This window comes from Marinomonas sp. SBI8L (assembly GCF_001624705.1).
GTDB lineage: Bacteria > Pseudomonadota > Gammaproteobacteria > Pseudomonadales > Marinomonadaceae > Marinomonas.
The window spans coordinates 94,032-117,471 of record NZ_JSEO01000006.1 but is presented as its reverse complement, the minus strand read 5'-3'; the positions used below and the strand labels follow the sequence as shown (position 1 = coordinate 117,471).

The 23,440-nt window shown below is 41.1% G+C and carries 26 protein-coding genes; 23 read left to right on the top strand and 3 right to left on the bottom strand.

The window, feature by feature from the left end:
- The first annotated feature begins 75 nt into the window (after nt 1-75).
- The 12 genes from OA91_RS10810 to OA91_RS10755 all read left to right on the top strand — a co-directional run bounded on the left by OA91_RS10810 (nt 76) and on the right by OA91_RS10755 (nt 11,390).
- Nucleotides 76-324, top strand: coding sequence for an acyl carrier protein (locus OA91_RS10810; protein WP_046016487.1), 249 nt, complete (start codon nt 76-78; stop codon nt 322-324).
- A gap of 111 nt (nt 325-435) precedes the next feature.
- Nucleotides 436-1,176 carry a hypothetical protein gene (locus OA91_RS10805; protein WP_063338233.1) on the top strand — a complete coding sequence of 247 codons (741 nt, stop codon included), beginning with the start codon at nt 436-438 and terminating at the stop codon, nt 1,174-1,176.
- Nucleotides 1,173-1,883 (top strand): ABC transporter ATP-binding protein, encoded by a 711-nt coding sequence (locus OA91_RS10800; protein ID WP_082827887.1) that lies wholly within the window; start codon nt 1,173-1,175, stop codon nt 1,881-1,883. The genes OA91_RS10805 and OA91_RS10800 overlap by 4 nt, the downstream gene beginning before the upstream one ends.
- On the top strand, nt 1,880-2,839 hold the full coding sequence (locus OA91_RS10795) for a hypothetical protein (protein ID WP_063338232.1): 960 nt from the start codon (nt 1,880-1,882) through the stop codon (nt 2,837-2,839). Before OA91_RS10800 ends, OA91_RS10795 begins: the two co-directional genes overlap by 4 nt.
- Before the next feature lie 3 nt (nt 2,840-2,842).
- Complete coding sequence (locus OA91_RS10790; protein ID WP_063338231.1) at nt 2,843-4,084, top strand: ABC transporter permease; 1,242 nt, start codon at nt 2,843-2,845, stop codon at nt 4,082-4,084.
- Nucleotides 4,085-4,105: 21 nt separating this feature from the next.
- Nucleotides 4,106-4,888: an outer membrane lipoprotein-sorting protein gene (locus tag OA91_RS10785; RefSeq protein WP_063338230.1), complete on the top strand. Its 783-nt coding sequence runs from the start codon at nt 4,106-4,108 to the stop codon at nt 4,886-4,888.
- A complete protein-coding gene (locus tag OA91_RS10780; protein ID WP_063338229.1) occupies nt 4,885-6,366 on the top strand; it encodes a hypothetical protein in 1,482 nt (493 codons plus the stop codon). The genes OA91_RS10785 and OA91_RS10780 overlap by 4 nt, the downstream gene beginning before the upstream one ends.
- A 77-nt stretch (nt 6,367-6,443) precedes the next feature.
- Nucleotides 6,444-8,528, top strand: coding sequence for an acyl-CoA dehydrogenase (locus OA91_RS10775; RefSeq protein WP_063338228.1), 2,085 nt, complete (start codon nt 6,444-6,446; stop codon nt 8,526-8,528).
- Between the two features lie 129 nt (nt 8,529-8,657).
- A complete protein-coding gene (locus OA91_RS10770) occupies nt 8,658-9,005 on the top strand; it encodes a hypothetical protein (RefSeq protein ID WP_046016497.1) in 348 nt (115 codons plus the stop codon).
- 410 nt (nt 9,006-9,415) lie between these two features.
- Nucleotides 9,416-10,468 (top strand): restriction endonuclease, encoded by a 1,053-nt coding sequence (locus OA91_RS10765; protein ID WP_063338227.1) that lies wholly within the window; start codon nt 9,416-9,418, stop codon nt 10,466-10,468.
- Between the two features lie 92 nt (nt 10,469-10,560).
- Nucleotides 10,561-10,854 carry a hypothetical protein gene (locus OA91_RS10760; RefSeq protein ID WP_063338226.1) on the top strand — a complete coding sequence of 98 codons (294 nt, stop codon included), beginning with the start codon at nt 10,561-10,563 and terminating at the stop codon, nt 10,852-10,854.
- Nucleotides 10,855-10,988: 134 nt separating this feature from the next.
- Nucleotides 10,989-11,390, top strand: coding sequence for a hypothetical protein (locus OA91_RS10755; RefSeq protein ID WP_231870351.1), 402 nt, complete (start codon nt 10,989-10,991; stop codon nt 11,388-11,390).
- 569 nt (nt 11,391-11,959) lie between these two features.
- Here the strand turns inward: OA91_RS10755 and OA91_RS10750 are convergent.
- Nucleotides 11,960-12,985 (bottom strand): IS110 family transposase, encoded by a 1,026-nt coding sequence (locus OA91_RS10750; RefSeq protein ID WP_063338224.1) that lies wholly within the window; start codon nt 12,983-12,985, stop codon nt 11,960-11,962.
- Nucleotides 12,986-13,145: 160 nt separating this feature from the next.
- Here OA91_RS10750 and OA91_RS10745 point away from each other — a divergent pair, with 160 nt between their 5' ends.
- The 4 genes from OA91_RS10745 (at nt 13,146) to OA91_RS10730 (ending at nt 15,881) form a co-directional block, all read left to right on the top strand.
- Nucleotides 13,146-14,123, top strand: coding sequence for a transposase (locus OA91_RS10745; protein WP_063338223.1), 978 nt, complete (start codon nt 13,146-13,148; stop codon nt 14,121-14,123).
- Between the two features lie 529 nt (nt 14,124-14,652).
- A complete protein-coding gene (locus tag OA91_RS10740) occupies nt 14,653-14,841 on the top strand; it encodes a hypothetical protein (RefSeq protein ID WP_197480487.1) in 189 nt (62 codons plus the stop codon).
- An 82-nt stretch (nt 14,842-14,923) separates the two neighbouring features.
- Nucleotides 14,924-15,481 (top strand): GNAT family N-acetyltransferase, encoded by a 558-nt coding sequence (locus OA91_RS10735; RefSeq protein WP_063338222.1) that lies wholly within the window; start codon nt 14,924-14,926, stop codon nt 15,479-15,481.
- 100 nt (nt 15,482-15,581) lie between these two features.
- Nucleotides 15,582-15,881, top strand: a complete 300-nt coding sequence (locus OA91_RS10730; RefSeq protein WP_157203825.1) for a hypothetical protein — start codon at nt 15,582-15,584, stop codon at nt 15,879-15,881.
- 239 nt (nt 15,882-16,120) lie between these two features.
- Here the strand turns inward: OA91_RS10730 and OA91_RS10725 are convergent, their stop codons facing one another.
- Together OA91_RS10725 and OA91_RS10720 are read right to left on the bottom strand one after the other, a co-directional pair.
- A complete protein-coding gene (locus OA91_RS10725) occupies nt 16,121-17,104 on the bottom strand; it encodes an IS30 family transposase (RefSeq protein WP_063338220.1) in 984 nt (327 codons plus the stop codon).
- A gap of 225 nt (nt 17,105-17,329) precedes the next feature.
- The gene (locus OA91_RS10720) at nt 17,330-17,629 is read right to left on the bottom strand and encodes a hypothetical protein (protein ID WP_157203824.1); all 300 of its coding nucleotides are present in this window, start codon (nt 17,627-17,629) and stop codon (nt 17,330-17,332) included.
- 94 nt (nt 17,630-17,723) lie between these two features.
- On the opposite strand from OA91_RS10720, the gene OA91_RS24800 reads away from it, so the two are divergent.
- The 7 genes from OA91_RS24800 to OA91_RS10685 all read left to right on the top strand — a co-directional run bounded on the left by OA91_RS24800 (nt 17,724) and on the right by OA91_RS10685 (nt 23,394).
- Complete coding sequence (locus tag OA91_RS24800) at nt 17,724-17,975, top strand: DUF2256 domain-containing protein (protein ID WP_331709779.1); 252 nt, start codon at nt 17,724-17,726, stop codon at nt 17,973-17,975.
- Nucleotides 17,976-18,065: 90 nt separating this feature from the next.
- Nucleotides 18,066-19,679: a cryptochrome/photolyase family protein gene (locus OA91_RS10710; RefSeq protein ID WP_063338217.1), complete on the top strand. Its 1,614-nt coding sequence runs from the start codon at nt 18,066-18,068 to the stop codon at nt 19,677-19,679.
- A 216-nt stretch (nt 19,680-19,895) separates the two neighbouring features.
- Complete coding sequence (locus OA91_RS10705; RefSeq protein WP_082827885.1) at nt 19,896-20,732, top strand: PEP-CTERM/exosortase system-associated acyltransferase; 837 nt, start codon at nt 19,896-19,898, stop codon at nt 20,730-20,732.
- A 26-nt stretch (nt 20,733-20,758) separates the two neighbouring features.
- Nucleotides 20,759-21,646: a class I SAM-dependent methyltransferase gene (locus tag OA91_RS10700; protein WP_063338216.1), complete on the top strand. Its 888-nt coding sequence runs from the start codon at nt 20,759-20,761 to the stop codon at nt 21,644-21,646.
- A gap of 149 nt (nt 21,647-21,795) precedes the next feature.
- Entirely contained in the window at nt 21,796-22,299 is a 504-nt protein-coding gene (locus tag OA91_RS10695) for a hypothetical protein (RefSeq protein WP_063338215.1), read from the top strand.
- Between the two features lie 136 nt (nt 22,300-22,435).
- Nucleotides 22,436-22,864, top strand: a complete 429-nt coding sequence (locus OA91_RS10690) for a GNAT family N-acetyltransferase (RefSeq protein WP_269447906.1) — start codon at nt 22,436-22,438, stop codon at nt 22,862-22,864.
- Nucleotides 22,865-22,977: 113 nt separating this feature from the next.
- Complete coding sequence (locus tag OA91_RS10685; protein ID WP_063338214.1) at nt 22,978-23,394, top strand: GNAT family N-acetyltransferase; 417 nt, start codon at nt 22,978-22,980, stop codon at nt 23,392-23,394.
- Nucleotides 23,395-23,440: the final 46 nt, after the last annotated feature.

Here is a 23,440-nt window from a genome sequence, read left to right as displayed (position 1 = left end):
TTCAATGAAAGCTTAATTGAGCAATGTAATTGGTAATGATTTTAGTTAATTAAACAACAATAAAAAGGAAACAAAATGTCAGATAAAAGCCAACTAACAGACCTACAAGCACAAGTTGCCGAAATGCTAAACAAGGATGCTATCGATGCTGATACGCCCCTTGGTGAGCTAGGGGTGGATTCATTAAATGTGGTGGAGGTGATTCTCATTTGCGAGCAAATTTATACAGATGTGAGTGATCCAGAAGCCTTGATTTTTGATGAGTTCACTACGCTGCGTGATATGGATGCTCAGCTACTTGAAGCGTCAGATAACTTTGTTTAACCCAGAATAGGAAGTGTTCGCACCGGCATGACCTAAGTTAAGAGGCCTAGCTTAAACGCTTGGTTCTTCTTGTCTGGGTCAGCTTATTTGTATGCGTCAGAGGGAAAGAGAATGAAAAAAGTCCTGAGTTTTGTATTAACGAGTTTCATTATTGGCAATGTGGTGGCCTGGTTCACGGGTGCTGCGCCAATTGAGTTTCCTAAGCAGGCTTATAACAAGGATGCTCAAATGAATATGGCTGCTCTAAAGCAATCGCTTAAAACAGAGCCTGAAGATTTGGATCTACTGATCGAGATAGGTAGCCAATACACCTTACATAACGACATAGCGCTGGCTGCTGACTACTTAGGGAAAGCTGTCGAGTTAGCACCAAATGACCCTCTAGCAAAAGCTTGGTACAACGCGAATAGAGCGAAAGAATCGGGTGCAATGTTGGATTTATCCATGGGGCTATACAAGCTTTATAAGCTAAATGACTCGCTCAAGAATATTAGCCAAGCTGTGATTGCAGCGCCTAATGACTTATCGGTTCGTCTTATCCGTATGGCGACCTTTGCCAACATTGGTGATATCAACCCCTTGTTCGATCAAGTATTTGAAGATGAGAAATGGTTTACCAGCCTGCTAGATAAACAGGGGCAGTATATTCCTGATGAGGTGAAGTCTCAGTTTTACCTATCTATGGCACAAGCTTACCTGTTTAAAGGTGATGCTGTTGATGCTAATAAAATCCAAACTTATTTAGAGCTTTATAAGGCTATCCCTGAGAAAAAAGCCAGTGATCTTGAACATTTCAGCAAGATGGAAGCAGACTTTATCTCGATTCATGATGGCGAGCGAGGCGCAGCATGAGGTTGGTTAACTTAGCTAAGGTGTCGCGCTTTTTTACCCTAGGCCAAAGCCGAGTTTGTGCCCTAAATCAAATTGATTTAGCGGTAGATAAAGGGGAGTTCTTGGTACTGAAAGGCGCGAGCGGCAGTGGTAAAAGCACCTTGCTAAACCTAATTGGCGCGATGGATGAAGCGGACGAGGGTGAAATCGCCATTGCTGGCAAGGCACTTGGGCCTATGAGTGACAGACAAAAGTCCCATGTGCGCCGCGATCATATCGGCTTTATCTTCCAGTCTTTCAATCTCTTGCCTGTGCTGACGGCCCTTGAGAATGTGCAATATCCACTGTCGCTAAGAACAGGGGGAAAAGCGGCGGGGGCTTCTAGTCATAAAGAGAATAAAGCAAAAGCCCTAGTCGCCTTGGAAAGAGTGGGGTTGGCGGACTTTGTTAATCACAAGCCCAATCAGCTTTCTGGCGGGCAAATGCAAAGGGTGGCGATCGCAAGAGCTTTGGTTACAGAGCCAGATATTATCCTCGCGGATGAGCCAACAGCGAATCTGGATTCAGAGAATGCCCAAAGCATTATGGCGCTGATGAAGCAGCTCAATCGCCAAGGCATCACCTTTATTTTTGCCACTCACCATGACTATGTGTTGGAGCAGGCATCTCGTGTCATTGAGCTTAGGGATGGCTGTATCTTGCAGGATAAACAGAGGGTCGCGGCATGAGGCGTTTTTTTAAACAATCTCCTAACGCAATAAAAGCACAGCTCTTTTTGCCTTTGGCGCTAACAGCCAGCTTGCTGGTGGCTTGCTCAGACGAGGCGAGCATTAATGCGAATGCAGCATCAAGCAAGGTGGCAAATGAAGCTCAAAATGCTGCTCAAAATAAAGTTAAGCAAACCTATTTGCTTTCGGATTACCAATTACCCAGTGCTATAGGGGCGGATCAAGCTGAGCAAGAAGCCTTATTAAAGGTACTAAATGAAAAAGAAGGCTCAAACACAGGTTTGACGCAAGAAGAGGTAAAACAGCAGCTCTTATTGAGGTTGACTCTCTTTTCCTCGGATAAAAACCAGACCTTAGCCAAGCTTGAAGCCATTACCCAAGGGTTAACTCGTGCCAGTGAATTCAGTGCAGAACAAGGTGAGCAGGACTATGAATTGATGGCGGCCATGGGCAGCGCATTAAGTTATCAATCCATCTTCTATCAAGCGGATCTTGGGCAGATGAATCTCTTGTCTCGTAAAGGTATGCGCTATATGGATAGAGCCGTGAAAAAAGCCCCAAATCACCTAGGTGTCAGGCTTTTGCGTGGGCTCAGTTACGCCAATATGCCGGCCTTTTTAAATCGGGCGAGCTTTGCGGTTGAAGACCTTTCGCTACTGAAAAATGTTCTTTTACATGAGAAGGAAGGTGGGCAAGTTCAGGATTCTAAATTGCTTTCTAAATCGATAGTCGAATCAGCTAAAAAATCACCATTAAAAAAACAAGATAAATTATTTATTGAATTTGTTGATTATTATTTGGCCTTATCTTTTTATAAAAATGATCAGCTAGAAAGTGCGAAATCACTCTGGCAGGCGCTATCAAATACGGCGAGTGAAGGCTCTGATTCAGCATCAGGCCCCGTATCGCAATCTAAGTGGTCAGTCCTTGCAACTAAAAGGCTAGAGGAGGTTTAAGGTATGTTATCGATTAACTTTTTTCGCTATAAAATCGCACTATTAAATGTACTGAGAAACCGTCGCCGTAGCCTGATTACCTTGTTATCTATCCAGATTGGTGTCGTGAGCTTGATTCTTTTTGGTGGCTTTGTGGCCTCTATGTACGAAGGTATGCGTGAAAACATGATTCGCTCACAGCTAGGTCACTTACAAATCTATCAAGCAGGCTTTAATCAATATGGCCATATTGAGCCAGAAAAGTATTTGTTAATCCAAGAGCAAGTGCAGCAAGTTTCTGACTTGGTGTCAGGTCTGGCTGAAGTTGAGCTATTAACCCCAAGGTTGGACTTTTCTGGTCTGATCACGAACGGCAATCAATCGGTCGCTGTGGTGGGGAATGGTATAGACCCAGATAAAGAGGCGCTTTTAAGCTCAGCCATTACCTTGATTGAAGGGGAAGATTTGTTCCCAGAAGATCAAGCGGGTGCGCTCGTGGGGCAAGGCCTTTATAACGCCTTAAATGCCAATATTGGGGATTACCTTACCTTATTAGCCTCAACGGCTGATGGCGCTGTGAATGCGGTAGATGTGCAAATTGTCGGGGCGATAAATACCGGTACCCGTGAAGTGGATAACCGACTATTGCGTATTAATTTAAGCCACGCTCAAGACCTGCAATTTACGCAAGGGGTCAGTCGCTTAGTCGTGCTGTTAAAAGACACAGCACAAACCCAAATCGTGATGGATAAGTTAAGCCAATTGTTTGAACAAGAAGGGCTCACCCTTGAAATGCGTTCTTGGTCTCAGCTTGCTGATTATTACCATGAAGTGGTGAATCTGTTTGATGGGGTCTTTGGTTTTCTAAAAATCATTGTGCTCTTTATCGCCGCTTTGAGTATCGCCAATACCATGATGATGGCCGTGATGGAGCGTACACCAGAGATCGGCTCTATCCGTGCGTTAGGGGCTACGCGCCACGAAGTTATGATGCTGTTTCTCACCGAAGCTAGTTACTTAGGGCTTTTTGGCAGTGCGTTAGGGGTGCTGCTTGGCATCTTTATGGCCAATAGCATCACCTTGGCAGAGTTCATCATGCCGACCCCCCCTGGTAGTAGCCAAAGCTATCCCATCCGTATTTTTGTGGAATGGACCGTGGTGTGGCAAACCGCCTTAACCGGTGTGCTGGTGGCTGTACTTGCGAGTATTTATCCCGCCTTTAAAGCCTCTCGTTTGTTGATTAACCAAGCCATGCGCTCCGCGTAAATTTCTCTAAAGGATAGCAGTATGTTTTTTAATGATTTTTTAAGAGCCGCTTTTAATAGGCGTCTTCTGATCTCAAGCGGCATCGCCTTTCTAGCTTGTTTTGTAAGCGGCGTGAGCCAAGCGCAATCTTCTATCACGGCAGAATTGTTGGTTGAGAAGATTGATGCTTTTCGTGGCCTTGATAACGCTGGCTTTAGCTTTGACATTACCAATGTGAGTTATAAAGCGGGTCGTGATGCACGCACAAACCAGTTAAGTGTGGATGTAAAGGCGGTGAAGTCTCTAGTGACTTTTGAGTCTCCCGCAAGACAAAAAGGCCGTGTCTTGCTCAAACAAGATAATGATATGTGGCTTTATATTCCAGGGACTCGCAAGGTTATTCGTATCTCTCCTGCGCAGCGTTTATTGGGTGAAACCAGCAACGGCGATGTGACAGGTTCTAACTTAGCGCTTGATTATGATGCTGCGCTTTCTAGTGAAGAAAGTGATAAGTCCCAAGGGCAAATTAAGCTGATTTTAACCGCTAAGAACAAGTCAGTAAGCTATCAAAAAGTCGTCTTCTGGTTAGAAGAAAATGCCCCTTATAAGCCAATTCGAAGTGAGTATTATGCACGCTCAGGCAAGCTACTGAAAACCGCTGATTACAAGGCGTTTAAAGATTTTAATGGCGAGCTTAAGATACATAAAATGTTGCTAACGGACCCTCTCATTGAAGGCAGCTACACTTGGATGCTATTTGATAACTATCGTGCCACTGACTTGCCCGATGCGCGCTTTAGTAAAGAAGCGATTGTTAATTTATGAGCCGCTTTTTTCTCATTAAAGATCTTTGCTTAAGCAAGCATCGAGTTGCTCAAATACTAGGTTTGAGTGTTTGTTTTGCGGGTTCGTCTCATATGGCTAATGTAAGTGCAGCTAATATAAGTGCTGCAACTGTAGGCGCTGCTGGGCCTGTAGACCCTTTTGCAACCTCTGATGTACCTACTGATCCTTTTGCTAGCGGGAGTGACACCTTGATTCAACCTCTAGCCAAAGAGGAGGAAGCTAAGCTTTCTGAAAACTCTGTGCTCACCCAAAGTGTCTCAGCCATGACCTACCTTCAGTTGAATGATATCAACCAAGATCATGCGTTCAACCCTAACTTGGCTCGATTCAATGAAGATAAACAGCTAAACGCCTTGGATTATGGGGCTAAGTTAAACCTAGAAGATAGCCTTGCGGGATTGAGTGCCCGCACACGTATCTTAGCGCAATATGAGGTGCAAGATCTGTTTGCTTCAAGCGACGAAAGAAGAGATAGCGATGAGCTAAAAGTGCTTGAGGCGTATCTCAATTGGTATTCAAAAGACTATCAATGGCAGGCACAAGCAGGGCGTATCAAAACAGAATGGAGTAATGGCTTTAATTGGAATCTCACTAACTTGTTAAGGCCTTATCGTGATCAGCCTTATTCGGATCAAGATGACCTTTTACAGCAAGAAGGTTGGATGATGGCAAGCTTGAGCCGTAATCAGGGAGATTGGTTTTATCAGGCCTTAGTGGCCGAGCTTGAAGATGATGACCTTACTAAGGTTAGCTACAGAGCCAATCAGCAATATGTGTTGAGACTGGGTTATCAAGGTGGGGCCGATGCTGAGCTCATCTTACATAAATTACCGGGCCAATCCCTTAATTATGCCTTGAGTGTGAGCCGATTATTAACCGATGCCATGACCCTGCGTGCCCAGTGGAGTTTACAGCACCAAAGAAACCAAACGACTAGCAGTTTGCTGGCAGACTATAACGGCACTAGTTTTGATGAAAGCACACAAAGTGCTTGGCAGCAGGTGTTGTTGGGCGCGGCTTATACCACAGAGTCTGGCGCTAACTTTCGGCTTGAATATCTTCATAGCGAGCACGGGTTTAGTGAAGGGGAGTGGGATTACATCTCATCCAATAGTGATACGGCCTTTACTAATATCAGCTCTGGTTTAGGTTCGAGCGCGGATTATGCCTACATGGGCTCTGCGTTAGATAGCTTGAACTACGGCCAACTTCGCCAAAACTACCTCTATTTTATGTATTCCAGCCCCTTATCTGATGGGCTTTGGCAATACCGACAAAGCGTGCAACTCAACTTGGATGATGACAGCCAATTGCATCGATTGGAATTGCTTAAATCTTGGAATGCCAATCTCACCAGCCGTTTTCAGTTTGAAGCCTACCAAGGTTGCAGTGACTGCGAATATGGCTTGAACCCCAATGAAAATACCTTACGAGCGGTTTTTAAATGGGACTTTTAATCACGTGTTAATTAATGGTCTGTTAATCGCTAAATGGACAAAAAATATCTTAAAAGAATAAGAAAAAGGACGTAACAATGGACACAAAATCGAATAATTCAGCAAAAGAAACGAATGCCTTTCGAGTAGATTTAAGAGACCAGATGTTTTTACTGTGGGAGCAGTTTCGCGCCCAAGACACAGTGCTAGATAGCCAGATTTATCCTGAATTTGACCAAGCCTTCTGCCAATACTTAATCACGCACGCCAAAGACTTTTCCTATCAAGAAATGGGGCCTTTATATCAGGTCAGTGACCGCCAAGGGGCGAGGCTTTCTTATGAAGCAGGTGAGCAGGAAGAGGCCTGTGATAAAGAACAAGCAGGCAAGGTCATCCTACCGCCTGGCTTTGAGCAACTTTGGGAAAGCTATAAAGAGACTGGTTGGGGTCGATTAGGCTCCCCATTAGAATACGATGGCCTAGGTGCGCCTTATCTTATCTCCCAAAGTATTAATGAGATCTTTATGGGGGCCAATCCTGCCTTTATGATTTATTCAGGTTTTGCCAGCCCCGCCTTGTATTTAATCGACAAGTTTGGCGACGATCAGCTCAAATCGCGATTCTGTGAGCCTTTAGCCAAGAATGATTTTGCGGCTTGTCTTTGTATGACAGAACCTGATGCAGGCTCAGATGTGGGTAATATTCGGACCAAGGCCGTCAAACAAGATAATGGCATGTATCGCATTGAAGGAGAGAAGATCTTTATCTCTGCGGGCATGCATGATTTAAACGACAACATTGCTTATATCGTACTTGCTAGAGTCGAAGGGGCGAAAAAAGGCACAGTGGGTTTGTCTTGTTTTGTGGTACCAAGGTATCAGCTTGGCGACATGAATGGTTCTGTCGCTCACCAAAAAGAAGAGCAAAAAGGCTCTCAATTAGGTTCTGATTTAGACTCTTGTTTAGGCTCTCATATCGATAATGGCGTGCGCTGTGTCAGGTTAGAGCAAAAGATGGGGTTACATGGCTGTGCCACAGCGCAAATTAGCTTTGGGCAAGCAGCACCTTGTTACGGTTATCTCTTGGGCGAAAGGGAAAAGGTCGGTCTAAAACAACTCATGACCATGATGAATCTCGCCCGTATTGCAACCGGTATTTACGCTTTGGGCATGGCATCTAGCGCTTACTTAAATGCTGCAGAATACGCGGGCAATCGTATTCAAGGTACTAGTTTTAAAGAAGCTTTTAACCCCAGAGCGCAGCGGGTTGCCATTATCGATCACATAGATGTGAAGCGCATGTTGTTGGAGATGAAGAGCAAGGTAGAAGGCTGTCGTGCTCTGATACTCAAGCTTTGCATGCATCAATCCCAATTGATGAACCTCAATATCAGGCAGGCAAACCCAGAGCAGTTTGAACAGAGCCACACAGCAGAAGATAAGGAGAAAATTGAGGCTCAAGCCTACCGCCATCAATCTCTGGTAAATCTACTCACACCTATTGTCAAAGCCTACACCTCAGACCAAGCCTTTCACGTAGCCGAAACAGCGATTCAAGTTTATGGCGGCCATGGTTACATTTCAGATAATCCTGTGGAGCAATATGCTAGAGATATCAAGGTGATGTCACTTTGGGAAGGGACTAACTTTGTTCAATCTGCCGACTTGTTTAGAGACAAGCTCGCCATGGGCAGACATTCAAAGCTTTTAGCCTTGTACCAAGAGGAAATCATGAGCTTCTTAACCACAGCTAAAAGTGATGAAGCCACTTTCTCTGCTTTTGCACCACAAGCCAAGCGACTGGAAGACGCATTAAACTGCCTAGTGGAAACACACAAACTCATGGGCAGCTGGATACGTCAGCAAAAAATGGAACGTATTTTTGCCGTATCCACACGCTTCTTAGAAATGATGGCAGAAGTCACCTTAGGTTGGTTGCTGCTGGATAGCATGATGGTGGCGAAGAGGGCGCTAGTTGCTAATGGCAGCCATGAGCCAAAAAAGGCAGAAAGCAGCCTTGAGCCAGAAGAGCAAGCGTTTTATCAGGGGAAGATACAGTCAGGGTTATTTTTTATGAACAACACCTTGCCCAATGTATTTGCCAAAGCGCAGGTGATAGCGCTTGAGGATGATAGTGCGGAAGAGGCGAGTGCGGAGATGTTTTTGAGTAGAAGGGAGGTGTGAGGTTGGTTCGAACCAAAAACTAATTAATTGATATTAATGCTTTATCTTGGGTTTTAAACTGAATTAGTATGGTTTCACTAGTGTGGCCTGACCGCATTAGAACACCCTAAACTATAAAAGGAATAGATAGTGAAAAGCCTTAAAATACTTGCTTTAGCTTTAGTTGTATCGCCAGCTCTACATGCAGAAGCTGTCTTTACTAGTGCAGATATTGATTATGTGTTTGCTGGATATCCAGATCACAGTATTGGGTTCATACCAATTGGTGGGGTGGAAAACCCTGCTAATTGTGATCAAACAGATACGTATGCAATGTTACCTTCATACGACACTCAAGGTGCATTGAGCGTGCTTTTGGCTGCGAAAGCAGCTAATAAGAAAGTATATTTCTCTATCCGTGATGATATTTGCCACACTTTTCCTCAAACAGATAGTCTAGGTTCATTTCCTGTCATCCAGCGTATTGCTATTCGTTAAACTTTATTTAGTGTCATCAAGACTGGCTTAATAGTCAGTCTTGATGAGTTAATTAGTAGTTGTTGTGTCTACTTTAAATGGCGTTTTATTGAGAACCCCATCTCAATTCTTGAGTCTAGTGATAGTTGGCACGCTTTATCATTGTGCCCATTTTTAAAATATGTAGAATCAATAAGTTATGAGAAGGGCACGAAAATAACCGCGTCCTACATGCAAAAATAGAAATCGAAATAACGCGCATGCGCGTTTAGCCAGGAAGGTCTTCAGTTGATAAGTAACCTTTCTTTAAATTAATTAAGTAGATGTGACGTTTGGGTGCGGTGGATAAATCGGACAAATCGAGCGTGCGCATTATTAAGCTGTTATGTGGTCGAGCAGTATAAGAGTTAGTCTTTCGAAAGGGATATATATTGAAAATTAAAAGTGGCTTTAGTTCTAGAGTTGGCTATGCGCTGGAAGATTTGTGTAAAGACATTTTAAGTGCAAATCAGTGGAATGTAGATAATCAAGATCCCATGATTGATATGGGCGTTGATATCATTGCAAAAGAGCCCGATGATCAGGACAAAGTTGTATTTGAAGTAAAATACACTCGTAATACCACATACCCCACATCTGCATTAAAAGCTTCAGCTGAAAGGCTCGTTAATTCTGCTCGCTCTATGAGTGTTGGAAAAGCAGTACTGATTGTTGCAGCAGATATCAAGCCAGAAATACAGAAAAGAGTCGAAGACGATTATGATATTCAGATAGTCAATTTAGATAGCTTGCTATCACTTGCTAGTATTGATTTGGAGTTATTGGGACGGCTCGTAAAATTATGTGAAGTGGACTTGTCAGAGAGAAAGTTGCACGATGACTTATCCAGTATTTTGCATCCTGATAAAATCAACTTTTCATCGAAAGGGAATGAACCCTCAAAAAACGAAATATTGGGTTCTCAGTTTAAAGATAAACTGAAATTAATACCTCATGGGCGAGATGGTTGTTATGACTATGAAGATACCATGAGTGAGATTCTACAATATCTTTTTGATGGAGATCTAAAAGGCTGGCATCAGCAGGAAAGAACAACAGATGATCTTCATCGTTATGATTTGATTTGTCGAGTTGTAGATAAATCCACTGTATGGAAGTTTATTTCATCAAATTTGGATTCTAGGTATGTGTTGTTTGAATTTAAGAATTACCAAGACAAGATTGGTCAGTCTCAAGTCTATTCAACCGAAAAATACCTATTCGAAAAAGCTAAGCGTAAGGTTTGCTTTTTAATTTCTAGGGAAGGGCCGTCAGATAATGCTTTAGTTGCATGCCAAGGGGCTATGAGAGAGCACGGTAAATTAATTATAAACTTGGATGATGAAATTATCAAAGCTTTAATAGATAGCAAAATATCTGGTGATGATCCAAATGAAATTCTCTTTGAAAAAGTGGATGATTTCTTAATGAAGTTACCCAGATGAAACCACATAACAAGGCGCTGCTACGGAATATTTTCTCGCTGGCGCTCAAAAATATCCGCAGAGCGTGGCGTTATGTGTCAGTGGGCTGAACCATGGTTGAAATAATAGAAGTAAAGGTTCTCAGTGGGACTTGGCTTTATGATGATTTAATAAAGCGCGAAGTTCATATTGTTAAATCAAACTTTAAGGCTGGCTCAGGTGATTATGAAGATGAGCCAGATCTTAGCGAAGATCAATATGGTGAATTCTACGGTGTTCGAATAGGTGAATACCGATTAGCAGATTCTTTTCAGGGTGGAGCTTATAACTCCTTAGAAGAGGCAAAAATTCATGCCTCTAATGTGTGCCCATCACTGAATTGGAATACTCATGAATCAAACACATAACAAGAATATTAAATTCGCACCCTGCGGCCGCCCGATGCTTCGTACGGTTTATATAAGGCGTTATACGCTATTCATATATGAAGTTTAGTACTGACGATTACAATATACTTAGCTATTTTCTCAAGAAGAATTACATGTCATATGATCAAGTAATTGCGTGGGCATACGCACAATATTCTGATCAAGGAATTGACCCCTTTATTGAGAAAGTATCTTTGGCTTCAGATGTTGCAGAGATAATCGAATTAATTAGCAACTCTTATCAAGTCTATGGGGAGCCAAGTAAGGAATTTCTAGCTGGGGAAGCAGCGAAAGAATATTCAGAAGGTAAATTGTCTTTATATAACGTAATAAATCGCATCTTACATAACCTTGATTTGGAATTGCCTGAAAATGAGAGGCAAGAACTTTATATAGCCGAAGATTATTTTGGCTGGCATGACTTAGCGGAATCTAAGGCTATTGAGCACGCAATGCCTTTGTTTGATAAATATAGACCTGTATATGAAGACGCTGTTGCTAAATTCTGCGTATAACAAACGCATGTTGCATCAGCCACTACGTGGCTTGGACGGTTTTTCCGTTCGTGCCTCACTACAAAACCGCCGCAAATACGGGCGTTAAGCACAATCGGAATATGATGAATGAATGATGTTGATCCAAAGATCATTGCTGCTCTAATTTCAGCAGTAGTAACTGTTTTTATGTTTATTGCCTCATCAATAGTCAAATCTATTTGGGAAACACTAATAGGACATATATGGACGCTCCCGTGCCGTCAAGGCAATAGTTACCCAAACCACTTTTTAATTCTGAATATTAAGTGGTTTTGTCTTTTTCTTATTAACCACTTTTGATCTTTACCAATTCCACTAACTCGATGAAGGGTCGTACTAGACATATATCCGGCCTGTTATGAAAACGCTTTTTGTTGGTTTTCTGGCCTTGATGAGATCCGTACTTAACTGTCTTTATCACCCACTCGGTTTCAAGAACCTTGTCCTATCCAGACTGTCGTTAAGTGAGGAAAACCCGCTTTTACATCAAATGTTCGTCGACTTTGGTTAGATCTGTTTTGGTTGTTTAACTCTTTAGTTATTTTCTATCATGAAGTGGATACGGTTTTATAATCCTCATTTCGGTGAAGCAAAATCCAAGTAAGCCTTGCTAATCTATTTGCGATTGCTACAACACCTATATGTACGCCTCGTCGTTCAACCAATTGTTTCACCCAGACAGAGAACTTATCATTTTTCTCTTTTGTACGGTGGATTAAGGTTCTGGCGCCATGTATCAGCTGCTTACGTAAATACTGATTACCTCGTTTGCTCATTCTTCCCACAAAAGATTTGCCACCACTGGCATGTTGCTTGGGTGTAAGGCCCAGCCAAACAGAGAGTTTCCTCGGGTTTTCAAACTGGCTGGCATTGCCAATTGCAGCAAACAATGCAGTGGCATTGATAATCCCGATACCCGGAATGGTCATGAGTCGCTGACAAAGTTTATTTTCAAGAACATACTCATCTAACTCCCTTTGTATGGATAATCGACGTCTTGATAAAGTGTCATACTCTTCTTTTACCTCAGCTAGTTGAAGCTTGAGACGAGATGTTAGTCTCGTATCAGCAGGGTCGAGTACTAGGGCGATATGTTTGGTAAAACTGGATAAGCCTTTTGGCATAATAATGCCGTACTCACTTAATAATCCACGAGCTTGATTAACGATACTAGTTCGACGAGAGATTAACTTATCTCTAATGCGATGCAGTGCTTGAATATCTTGCTGTTCAATTGTTTTCAAAGGTACAAAATTGATATTGGGCCTTGATGACGCTTCGGCGATAGCAAGGGCATCATTATGATCATTCTTGTTCCCTCGAACAAAAGGTTTCACATGTTGTGCAGGAATGATACGTACATCATGGCCCATATCCGCAAATAAACGCGCCCAATAGTGACTTGAATAACAGGCTTCCATGGCAACAATAGACTTCTCTTGTTTAGCCAGAATTAAAGGCAACTGAGCTCGAGAAACTTGTTTGTTTTTAAGAACCTTTTGATCAGGTGAAAGAATACAAATTTGAAAAACATTCTTTGCTAAATCAATGGCAATCGTATTAATCTTATTCATGTGGACGCTCCTTAGTATTAACTGATGCTTACACATACAGTTTGGCGCATTATGACGCCGGTACTACTTTGGAGCGTCCATCCCATCACCCACTCTAATTTGACTGTTATTCAACCATGATCTAGTTTTATTGAATTCACTCAAGGATGAGGAATCTAATATGCCTAAACCACGTAAGACTCTAATAAGTTTGCAAGACACCACTTATTATAACTGTGTTTCCCGTTGCGTGAGACGTGCTTTTCTGTGTGGCCAAGATGAGCTAACAGGGCAAAGCTATGAGCACAGGAGAGGCTGGATAGAAGATAAGATATTGTCTCTTGCTGCTATCTTTGCGATAGATGTCTGTGCCTATGCCGTTATGAGCAATCACACCCACTTAGTCCTTCATGTTAATACTGAGAAAGCCAATAACTGGTCTATCAGAGAAGTGTTAGAACGTTGGCGTTTACTGCATAAAGGTACCCAGTTCACTGAAAAGTATTTAGAAAACATGGATCTGGCTGAGTTAGAATTAGCCTCTGTTTATGAAAGTTGTGAGAAGTATCGTGAGCGTCTTTGTGACATAAGTTGGTTTATGCGAGAGCTGAATGAGCCAATTGCTCGTATGGCCAACAATGAAGACAAATGTACAGGCCGATTTTGGGAAGGGCGGTTTAAATCTCAAGCATTGCTTGATGAGTCGGCTCTTGTAGCTTGTATGGCATACGTTGACTTAAACCCCGTTCGTGCCAAGATGGAAGCAACATCAGAAACCTCAAAGCATACGAGTATCAAAACGCGTATCGAAGTTGCCAAAGCGAATCAAACTCAACCCAACACTTTATTTCCCTTTATTGGCTATGAAAGAGAAGACCAGCCAGAAGGTTTGCCTTTCAAACTCACGGATTATCTAGAGTTGATTGATCTAACGGGTAGGGTGATTTGGTCAGATAAAAAAGGGTCTTTAGATATTTCACTGGCTCCTATACTTCAGCGAATTAACCTCACATCAGAGCAGTGGCTTGAAGTTAGCACAGGCTTTGAGAAACACTTTAAAGCAGCAGTTGGTTCCGAAGCTTACTTAGCTGAGTATTGTGAGCATACGGAGTTGCAACGACGACCGGGATTAGGTGCTTGTAAGCGGCTTCTTTCTTAGGTTTAGCTCACTAAATTCAGTTCTATTTTAATTAAACCTTAATATCGTTAACGCGAGGGTTGCTCGTGGCTTCAGTTTGAAACTCATTGCTAATTCTTTGTAATTGAGCTTCGATTTACAGGTTTTTCTTCCTTCTGATAAATAAAATACAAAAAAATGGAAAAGTGAGTTTCATTCAGCTGAAGTTGTTTCTGATCTCTTTTAAAATGGATGTCTTATTAAAACTGAATGAAAGTATCGGTTTTAGTAAGCATTCTGGTCTCAGAAAAGCGCTAGACGGACTGGTTCTAAAAAAACCATCAGTAAGTTTCATGATGGAATTGCTTTCAATAGCATTTATTGTCCTATGGGTCTCGTTAATTTCAATGGAGTTACTATCGTGCAAGTAACTCATAACAAACACATGAAAAACCGCTCCACTACGTTGCGCTGGACGTCGCTGACGCTCCGCCTTTTATGTGGGCGTTAAATGCCAATATATATGAAACATGAACTCTGGATTGAAAATGAGGACGAGCAAACGTTTTGTTTGTCTGGCCCCCGAGGCGATGGAGCTAGAAACCTTTTAGTGGCTGGTGCTAAACTTATTTGGACTTGCGAAGCCTCATCAAATTTCGAAGCAATGACCAAGTATTATGAATATATGGGCTGGGGAGAGTACACCACGGATTTTCCAGAACATGATAAGAAAACTTATGCTGAGCTCGGGTGGACGTGACTGCATTTAACAAGGCGCTCAAGCTTTGGACGTAGTAAACTGCGCCGCTTAGCTTGGCGTTATATTTCAAGGAGGATTCAGGTTGTCATTTCCTATTTTAGAGACAAATCGCTTAAAGCTAGATAAATTAACTAGCGGAGATTCGAATAATCTCTTTGAGTTATTTTCAAACAACTCAGTTGTCGAATATTATGATCTAGAAGCTTTTACTGAAATATCTGAAGCTAGTAATTTAATAGATTTTTTTAACTCTCGCTTTGAAGAAGGCTCGGGTATTCGTTGGGCCATCCGCCTAAAAGAAACAAATCAACTTATAGGGACTTGTGGTTTTAACTCTTGGAGCCCCAAAATGAAAAATGCAGTTCTTGGATATGATTTATTGCCTAAATATTGGGGGGCGGGCTTTACTACTGAGGCAGTTCATCGAATGGTTAAAGCTGCATTTTTAGGTGAGCTATCTTGCGGTGAACTTAATCGTATTCAAGGTGATACTGTTCCGGGAAACCTAGCATCTGAATCACTTCTTCTAAAAGTTGGATTTAAAGAGGAAGGTATAAGACGCCAAAGTGGCTACTGGAAAAATCAGTTTCACGACCTTAAGTGCTTTGGGTTAATTAAATCTGAGTACTTTGAAATATAACAAGAAAATAAACAAGGACACGTAACAGTTGGCTGCGTTCCACTTCGTTTCACATTTTAGCCAACAATTACTTAGCCTGTTATTTAGGCGTTAAATGCTCATGAATAATAAACTTGTTACAATTAACTGGATACTAGCAGTGCTTGTTACTGCAATTGTCATTTATGGGTACTTTGTCATTGCAGACTATGCAATTGAATTTGGTAAAACTGGCTATTACGAAGGCTTAGAGGGCTACTTTTATATATTGGTTTTTACATCACCAATATTGGTCGCTCAATTGATATTGGCTACAACTTTAATAGCTAAAAAGATTAAAACTAAGCAGGCTCAATTGAGTCTACTGCCTTTAATTTTTGCTACCGTAATTACATTTGGAGTAGCCGTTGTTATCGGCTAAATCATTTAACAAGTTTAGCCAGCGTTGCCCACAAAGGGACGTGGGCTGGACTCACTACGTTCGCCGCTGCTAAAGGCGTTAAAAGTCATTCGAGGTAAGCATGGAAGTTGAAGTCACTGAAGAATATGAAGAGATAGCAACTGAGTGGCAATATCAGGTTATATTGCTTCTAAACATACTAACGGGAAACATACTAACGGGACACCCAACCTAACTCTAAAAACGACCCATGCCCAGGTTCAATATAGAAGTGCACCACACCTTTCATTATAGCTTTCAATAGGTGTCTTAAAACTAAGGCACTTTCTTGGTCTTGTGTTTATGGAAATTTCAATTGCTAAAATAGCTTTATCTGATACTTCACTGAAGTCTGTACCCTTTGGCAGATATCGTCTGATTAGGCTGTTAACTTGTTCAACAGCTCCTTTTTCCCAGCTATGATAGGGCTGACAAAAATAAGATTCACAGCCTAGGTGCTCGTTTACTTTTATATGACTAGCATTCTCAGTGCCATTATCATAAGTGATGGAACGTACAGACTCTTTTGGATGTTTTGATAGCTTTTTGATCAGTGCATTTTTGGTGATTACAGCTTTTTTCGAGCTTAATTTAGTAATATGCGTAAGCCGTGTGACTCTTTCTACAACAACATTTAATGCTAATTTACGTCCTTTCGACTCTATAGAGTCACTTTCCCAGTGACCAAAACTTAAGCGCTCATTCACCTCTATAGGTCTATCTAAAATGCTTGTTTTAAGGCTTGTTTTGCTAATATACCTTCTGGCTGGGCGCTTCTTACGACGACGTTTATGCTTTCTAGGCAGGTACTTAATGAGTTCTGGAGCATATTTGTAAATGTATTGATATATGGACTCATGACAAATATATCCCACCTCACCTGTTAATTTGATCCGGCCTGAGATGATTTGAGGTGTCCAGCCTCGTTTTAGTTTTTGTACAACATAGTTGAGAAGCTCTGGGTTATTTAATTTAAGTCTTTGAACACGCTTTCTCATTCTGCTGCGATAGTCTGTATGGGCAGGATTAGGGTAATAAGTAGGGACATAATAATATGATTTGTTTCTTCTGACTTCTCTACTTATGGTTGAATGTGAGCGACCTAAAAGCCTTCCAATCTCTCTAATTGAGCGTTTTTCATAATGATACCAAATGAATAATCGTCTTCTTTCAAATAAAGTTAAATGCGTGTATTTCTTCTTCATAATCCACCTCAACTTAATTAAAAATAATTATAGGTGGTGCACTTCTATTTAGAGTACGGGATGCTAGGCTCGTTTTAGGTCTTATCAAATATAGGTCTTATCAAATAAGTACTGGTTTCCTTTCACCTTTGAAGCCATCCTAAGCAAAGAGGCAATCACACCTTATCGACCAAGTTTAAAAAGCAGGAAAAGTTTCAATTTGCTAAATCCGCAAAGTAACAAACCTTATTCAGCTGCCATGTTAACAATGCTAGTGTAATCAGGGTGCCAGCCTAGCTCGTTTATGATTTTCTCAGCGCTCATACATTGATTGAGCATAGGGCCAAGCGCCCAATCTCCTTCTTCTGAAAGTACGTCTTTTCTGGATAAAGCACGGAGAGGTTTAATGAGATTGAATTTCTTGGAACGAGCCATGGCAATGTCTCCTACCGTTACGCCTTGTTCGCTGCAAACATTGTAAGCACTGTCTGATTTTCCTTGTTCTAAAACCAGTCGGTAGGCCTTGGCAAGGTCTTTGGTGTGCACCACTGGCCAACGAGTATCGAGCGACCCCCATACTTAGATACGCTCTTCAACAGGGATGAAGCCAGAAAGCACTCCGCCATCTTGCTCATAAGCGATGCCTGGATTGATGAGTGAACTAAACAAGGAAAAAATGCGTACTGGTTTGTATGCATTAATCTATAGACAAATAACAAATCTGATCCATATGAAGCACCGTAAAGCGCATTTACCTCAAAAAACTTGTCAGTCTTGTAAACGTCCATTTAGCTGGCGAAAAAAGTGGCAAAAGGATTGGGAGCAGGTCAAGTATTGCTCTAAGCGCTGTCGCAATGAAAGACACTTGTTAATCGAAAGTAATGATGTCTGATAGAAAGGTGCTCTAAGTCAGCAGGTGTTCTAAGTCAGCAAGTGTTCTAAGCCAGCAGGTGTTCTAAGCCAACAGAAGGTTAAGATAAAAATGAATCATAATAAGCGTCTACGTCTGATTTTAGGTGATCAACTCAATGCCAGTCATTCTTGGTTTAGTGATAAAGATGACGATACCTTGTATGTGGTTGCGGAGTTGTACCAAGAAGCCACATACACGACACATCATGTACAAAAGATATGTGCTTTTTTTGCCGCCATGGAAGCTTTTGCTAAAGCGCTGAGTCAAGCAGGGCATCAAGTCGAATATTTAACCCTTGATGATACGGCTCATTATCCTGATTTACCTAGTTTATTATATGAACTGATATCCAAACATGAAATTGCACGATTTGAATATCAATTACCTGATGAGTACCGTTTACGTCAGCAGCTAGCTGATTTCTCAAAAACGCTTTCGCATCAGCAGAAGCTGTCACTTCACCAGCAGTCACTTAAGCAGGAAGTAACAGTAACTCACCATGAAAGTGAGCATTTCTTCATAGAAGATAAAGCATTATCGAATTACTTTTCGTCGGAAAAACGCCATAGGTTAGAAAGCTTTTATCGAAAACTTAGAACCAAATTTGATGTGTTAATGGAAGCAGGGGAACCCCTTGGTCAACAATGGAACTTTGATCAAGATAACCGCAATAAACTTAAAAAAGTGGATTTAGCCGATATTCCAGAACCTCTGGTCTTTGCCAATGACGTGAGTGATATTTTAAAGCGTATTAATCGCCATAAAATACCGACGATAGGGAAAGTTGAAGAGTCTTTATTATGGCCTGTCACACGGTTACAAGCCGTCGAACTTCTTCACTTTTTTTGTCAGTACTGTTTACCAAATTTCGGTAAATTTCAGGACGCCATGACAGGTAAATTGAGCTTTTTAGGCGAAGATAAGGGTTGGAGCTTATATCATTCGAGGCTCTCTTTTGCGCTAAATAGCAAGTTAATAAGCCCTAAACATGTGATTGATACGGCCATCGTTTACTTTCAACAAAATCATAACTTAATTAGCCTTGCTCAAATTGAAGGCTTTGTCAGACAAATTTTAGGGTGGCGAGAGTTTGTGCGAGGTATTTATTGGGCCAATATGCCTGAATACTCAAAGCACAATCATCTTAATGCGAATCGTTCTTTGCCTAAATGGTTTTGGACAGGTGATACACGCATGTCCTGTATGCAACATGCGATCAATCAATCGCTAACCTTCGCTTATGCTCATCATATTCAGCGCTTGATGGTCACTGGTAATTTTTGTTTGATTGCTGGTATTACGACAGATCAGGTCGATAACTGGTATTTAGGGATATATATTGATGCTATCGAATGGGTGGAAATGCCTAACACCCGAGGCATGAGCCAATTTGCTGATGGTGGCATTGTTGGCTCTAAAGCCTATGCTGCCAGTGGAAATTACATTAATAAAATGAGTGATTATTGCGGCGACTGCCATTACAAGGTGAGTAAAACAGTTGGCGAGGACGCCTGTCCATTAAATGCAATGTATTGGCATTTTATGGACCGTCATCAAGAAGCATTTGCTCGAAACCCGCGTACCAACATGGTTTACGCAAATTGGCGAAAGAAATCAGACCAAGATAAGGCGGAAGTTTTAGAACAAGCCGAGCTCCATTTATATAATTTGGATATTCTTTAGAGGGCTATATGGAAGCAAGTTGTAGGCATCTCTTGTTTAAAACCTTGTTTAAAGCATAGGTGTAACATTCTAAATTAGGCTCTGAACTTAATAGGCACTTCAGTTCTTCAAATATAAAATATTAATCAAATCGAAGTGAGTCTTATTCAGTTGGTGTGATATATTCTTTTATTATGATTGTCTAATTAAAATTATAAGAATAGATAGTAGGTACCGATGACTATTAAATTGGTAAAAAAAGTAGCTCGTTCCTCCTTCATGAAGCCTTTAGTTGAGTCAGTTAAAAAAGCTGTTGTGGCTTATAAATCGGATCAACTGTCACAGCATTTTAATCAATACTTAGCCCCTGTTGCTGTCCAAGATAGTGACGAGTTAGCGGTGAGCCAGCAGCTTCGCCATTTGGTGTATTGTGAAGAAATGAACTTCCTTCCTTTGGAATCTGATAAGACAGAAAGAGATGAGATGGATCATCACGCTTATCATTGTCTTATTCAGCATACCTCCAGCCATGACTGTGCTGGTACTGTGCGTATTGTACATTCAAAAGATGAATCGGATTTACTGCCAATTGAGGTTCATTGCAAAGAACTATTAGAACAGTGCGACATTAAGCCTAGCGACTTTCCGCGTGATCAATTAGGTGAAGTCTCTAGATTGGCGGTTAACCCTAGGTTTCGTCGCAGAAAACACGATAAATACCAAGGCTTAGCCACTGACACAGGTATCGATGTTAATAAATTTACAGAAAAAGAAATGCGTACTTTTCCGTTAATTGCCGTTGGTTTGTATTTATCGGCAGGTAATATTTGTCGAATGAATAATATCGATCATATTTTTGTCATGATGGAGCCTAAGTTAGCTAAAAAGCTGAGTCTGCTTGGGTTTTCTCTTCAGCAAGTTGGTCCGAAAATACAGTATCATGGGATGAGAGCGCCTTTTTATTGCAGGGTCTCTGATATGGCTGAACGTATGCCTGTGGGTTTTAGAAAGCTATATCGTCATCTGGGAATGGAGTTGACTGAGCAATTGGACCATACCCACTCCAAAAAATAATCTGTTCACTTTAGGTATGTAAAGTAATGAGTGAAAAATCTGTTAGTTCAAAAGCGTTTACTGTTTTGCAAGGTTTACTCTATGTGGGGTTGTATTCCAATCATAAGTATCTAGTGAGTGAAGAAACACGCATAAACGCCCAAAAGATCCTAGCTATGTCGCAAGAAGGCGCTAAGCGGCTGACTCAGTGCAATAGTGCTTTGTATCATAGAATCGCAGATGTGCAAGAGTGGGCTTTATTGCCGGGGATTAGACTTCATTATGCTTTAAGAAAGTCCAAAATTGAGCAAATTACTGAACAGGCCATTGCTGATGGCTACACTCAGATTGTGAATCTAGGTGCTGGTTTTGATTGTTTATTGTGGCAATTACACAGCAAATATAAACAGATTAACTTTATCGAGATAGATCACCCAAGCACCAGTCAATATAAGCAAACGGCATTAGTAAATACTGTGGACTCAGAGAATTTTCACTTTCTTGAAGTGGATTTTAGTCATCAGAATTTGCAAACGGAGCTGAGCCAATACTCTGATTTTGATCCTGAATTAAATACACTCTTCATTGCTGAAGGTGTACTCATGTATCTGAGTGAAAGCGATATACGTTTGCTGTTTGAGTCTATGGCAAAGTTAACGCAAAAAGCGTGCATGTTTTGTTTTACCAGCCTAGAGCCGCCTCATTCAAGCAAAAATAATATGCGACGCCTGCTTCCGTTTTATTTAAAAGCAGTAGGGGAGCCCCTTAAGTTTACCCTTGCTAGCCAGGATATGAGCTCTTTTCTTTCGACGGTTAATGCCGAGTTAATCTCTAAGTCAGATACGAATAAGATGGTGGAAGAATTTATTAAACAGCCGCTTAATCAACTTTTACATCATGGCGAGTACGTGGTTTTATCTACAATTAGACGCTGACTTTATTCGCTAAATAGAGTGCTTTTTTTCCACAATATTAAACTCTTCAATTTAGAACGTGGATCTTATTTAGTTAATATTAGGTTTGATCTCTTTTAAAGAGGCTGCTTTGATAAAGTGCCTGTACTCGTAATGTTACAAGGAAAACTATGCGTAAGTTTCTAATAACAATGTTTTTAATCAGCAACTTTTCTCATGCTATGTCTTTATCTGATGATTCTTTTAGCGGGGTAAATATTGGAATGCCGGTTGCTGAGGCTATTCATACGCTTAAGGACTATGAGTCTGATAAAATCGCTTCTCAATTAGAATTTGAAACTGAAGACATTGACTGTTATCACCTATACCCGACGCAAAATGCTGATCTTCCTATTTTTATGATTTTATCAGAGGTTGTTGTAAGAATTGAGGTTCGATCAAATTTAGTGCTTACACAAAGAGGTGTTACCGTCGGGTCATCTAAAAACGACATATTGTCCGCTTATAAAAATCCAAAGATTAGTGCTCATCCTTATGACTTTGAAAGAGGTGAATATATTGAGGTGAGTTTATCTAATGGAAATGGAGTCATCTTTGAAACCTTTGATGATATCGTCACATCTTTTAGATTAGGGACTAATTCAGCAATAAAATACATTGAAGGTTGTGTGTGATGGTTAATAAATCCTTCATCGATAATATTACAGAATAGCGGGTTGTTGTTTCTTTCATGCCTAGTTTGAACCATTTAATAATGAGTGTAGAGTAGCGCTATTATTAGAATCTCAATTTGAATGAAGGAAGTAGGTTGTGGAAGGTTATAGAATCAGCAGTGAATATACAGATATGGACTTATCCGTTATTCATAAATATATTTCAAACTCCTATTGGGCTAAAAACATTCCTTTAGAAACGATGAAAAAGGCAGTGCGAAATTCACTGTGTTTTGGTGTATTTACTGAGTCTGGGAATCAAATCGGCTTTGCTAGAATGGTGACGGATTCAGCTACTTTTGCCTATTTGGCGGACGTATTTATTTTAGATGAGCATCGAGGTAAGGGTTTGAGTAAGCGCTTAATGCAACAGATTTTAGCGCATCCTCAACTACAAGGCTTACGCCGTATGGCCTTAGCCACACGTGATGCTCACGGTTTATATGAACAGTTTGGCTTTAAAGCATTAGCATCGCCAGATACCTTTATGGAGTTACATCAGCCTAAGGTGTATGAGTCGGCCTGACTCTTTGTTCAAGCGCTGCGTCCCGTGTAATGACTATGAATGATACTGACGCCTTTGGGGAGCAATAAGTATCCATTTTTCTAAAAGCATTTTCTGTATTAGTGTGAGAATAAATGAAGATAGATTTGATCGTATCGCCTTCTGATAAGGAGATCTCTGATATTTATAACGGCTTATCAGCTTTCAACGAACCCTACTTTCCTGATCTTGATGAAACCTCGTTAGGTTACTTTTATCGAAATGAGGATGGAGGTGTATTAGGAGGCGCGGTTGGTAAGCTAATCTTTACTGCTTTTCACCTGAAATACTTTTGGTTATCAGAACCTTTACGGGGTTTAGGTTATGGCACACAGGTGCTTAAGTTGATGGAGCAAGAAGCGATAAAGCGAGGTGCGATTAATATGTTTTTAGATACCTATTCGTTTCAAGCGCCCGAGTTTTATGAATCGGCTGGATTTCAAGAAGTTGGTCGATTTACTGATTACCCAAAAGCGGGCGTCGATAAGATATTCTATCAAAAACATTTATAAGAAATACTTCTGAACGCTTTTTCGCTGCTTATTCCATCTTAATAGG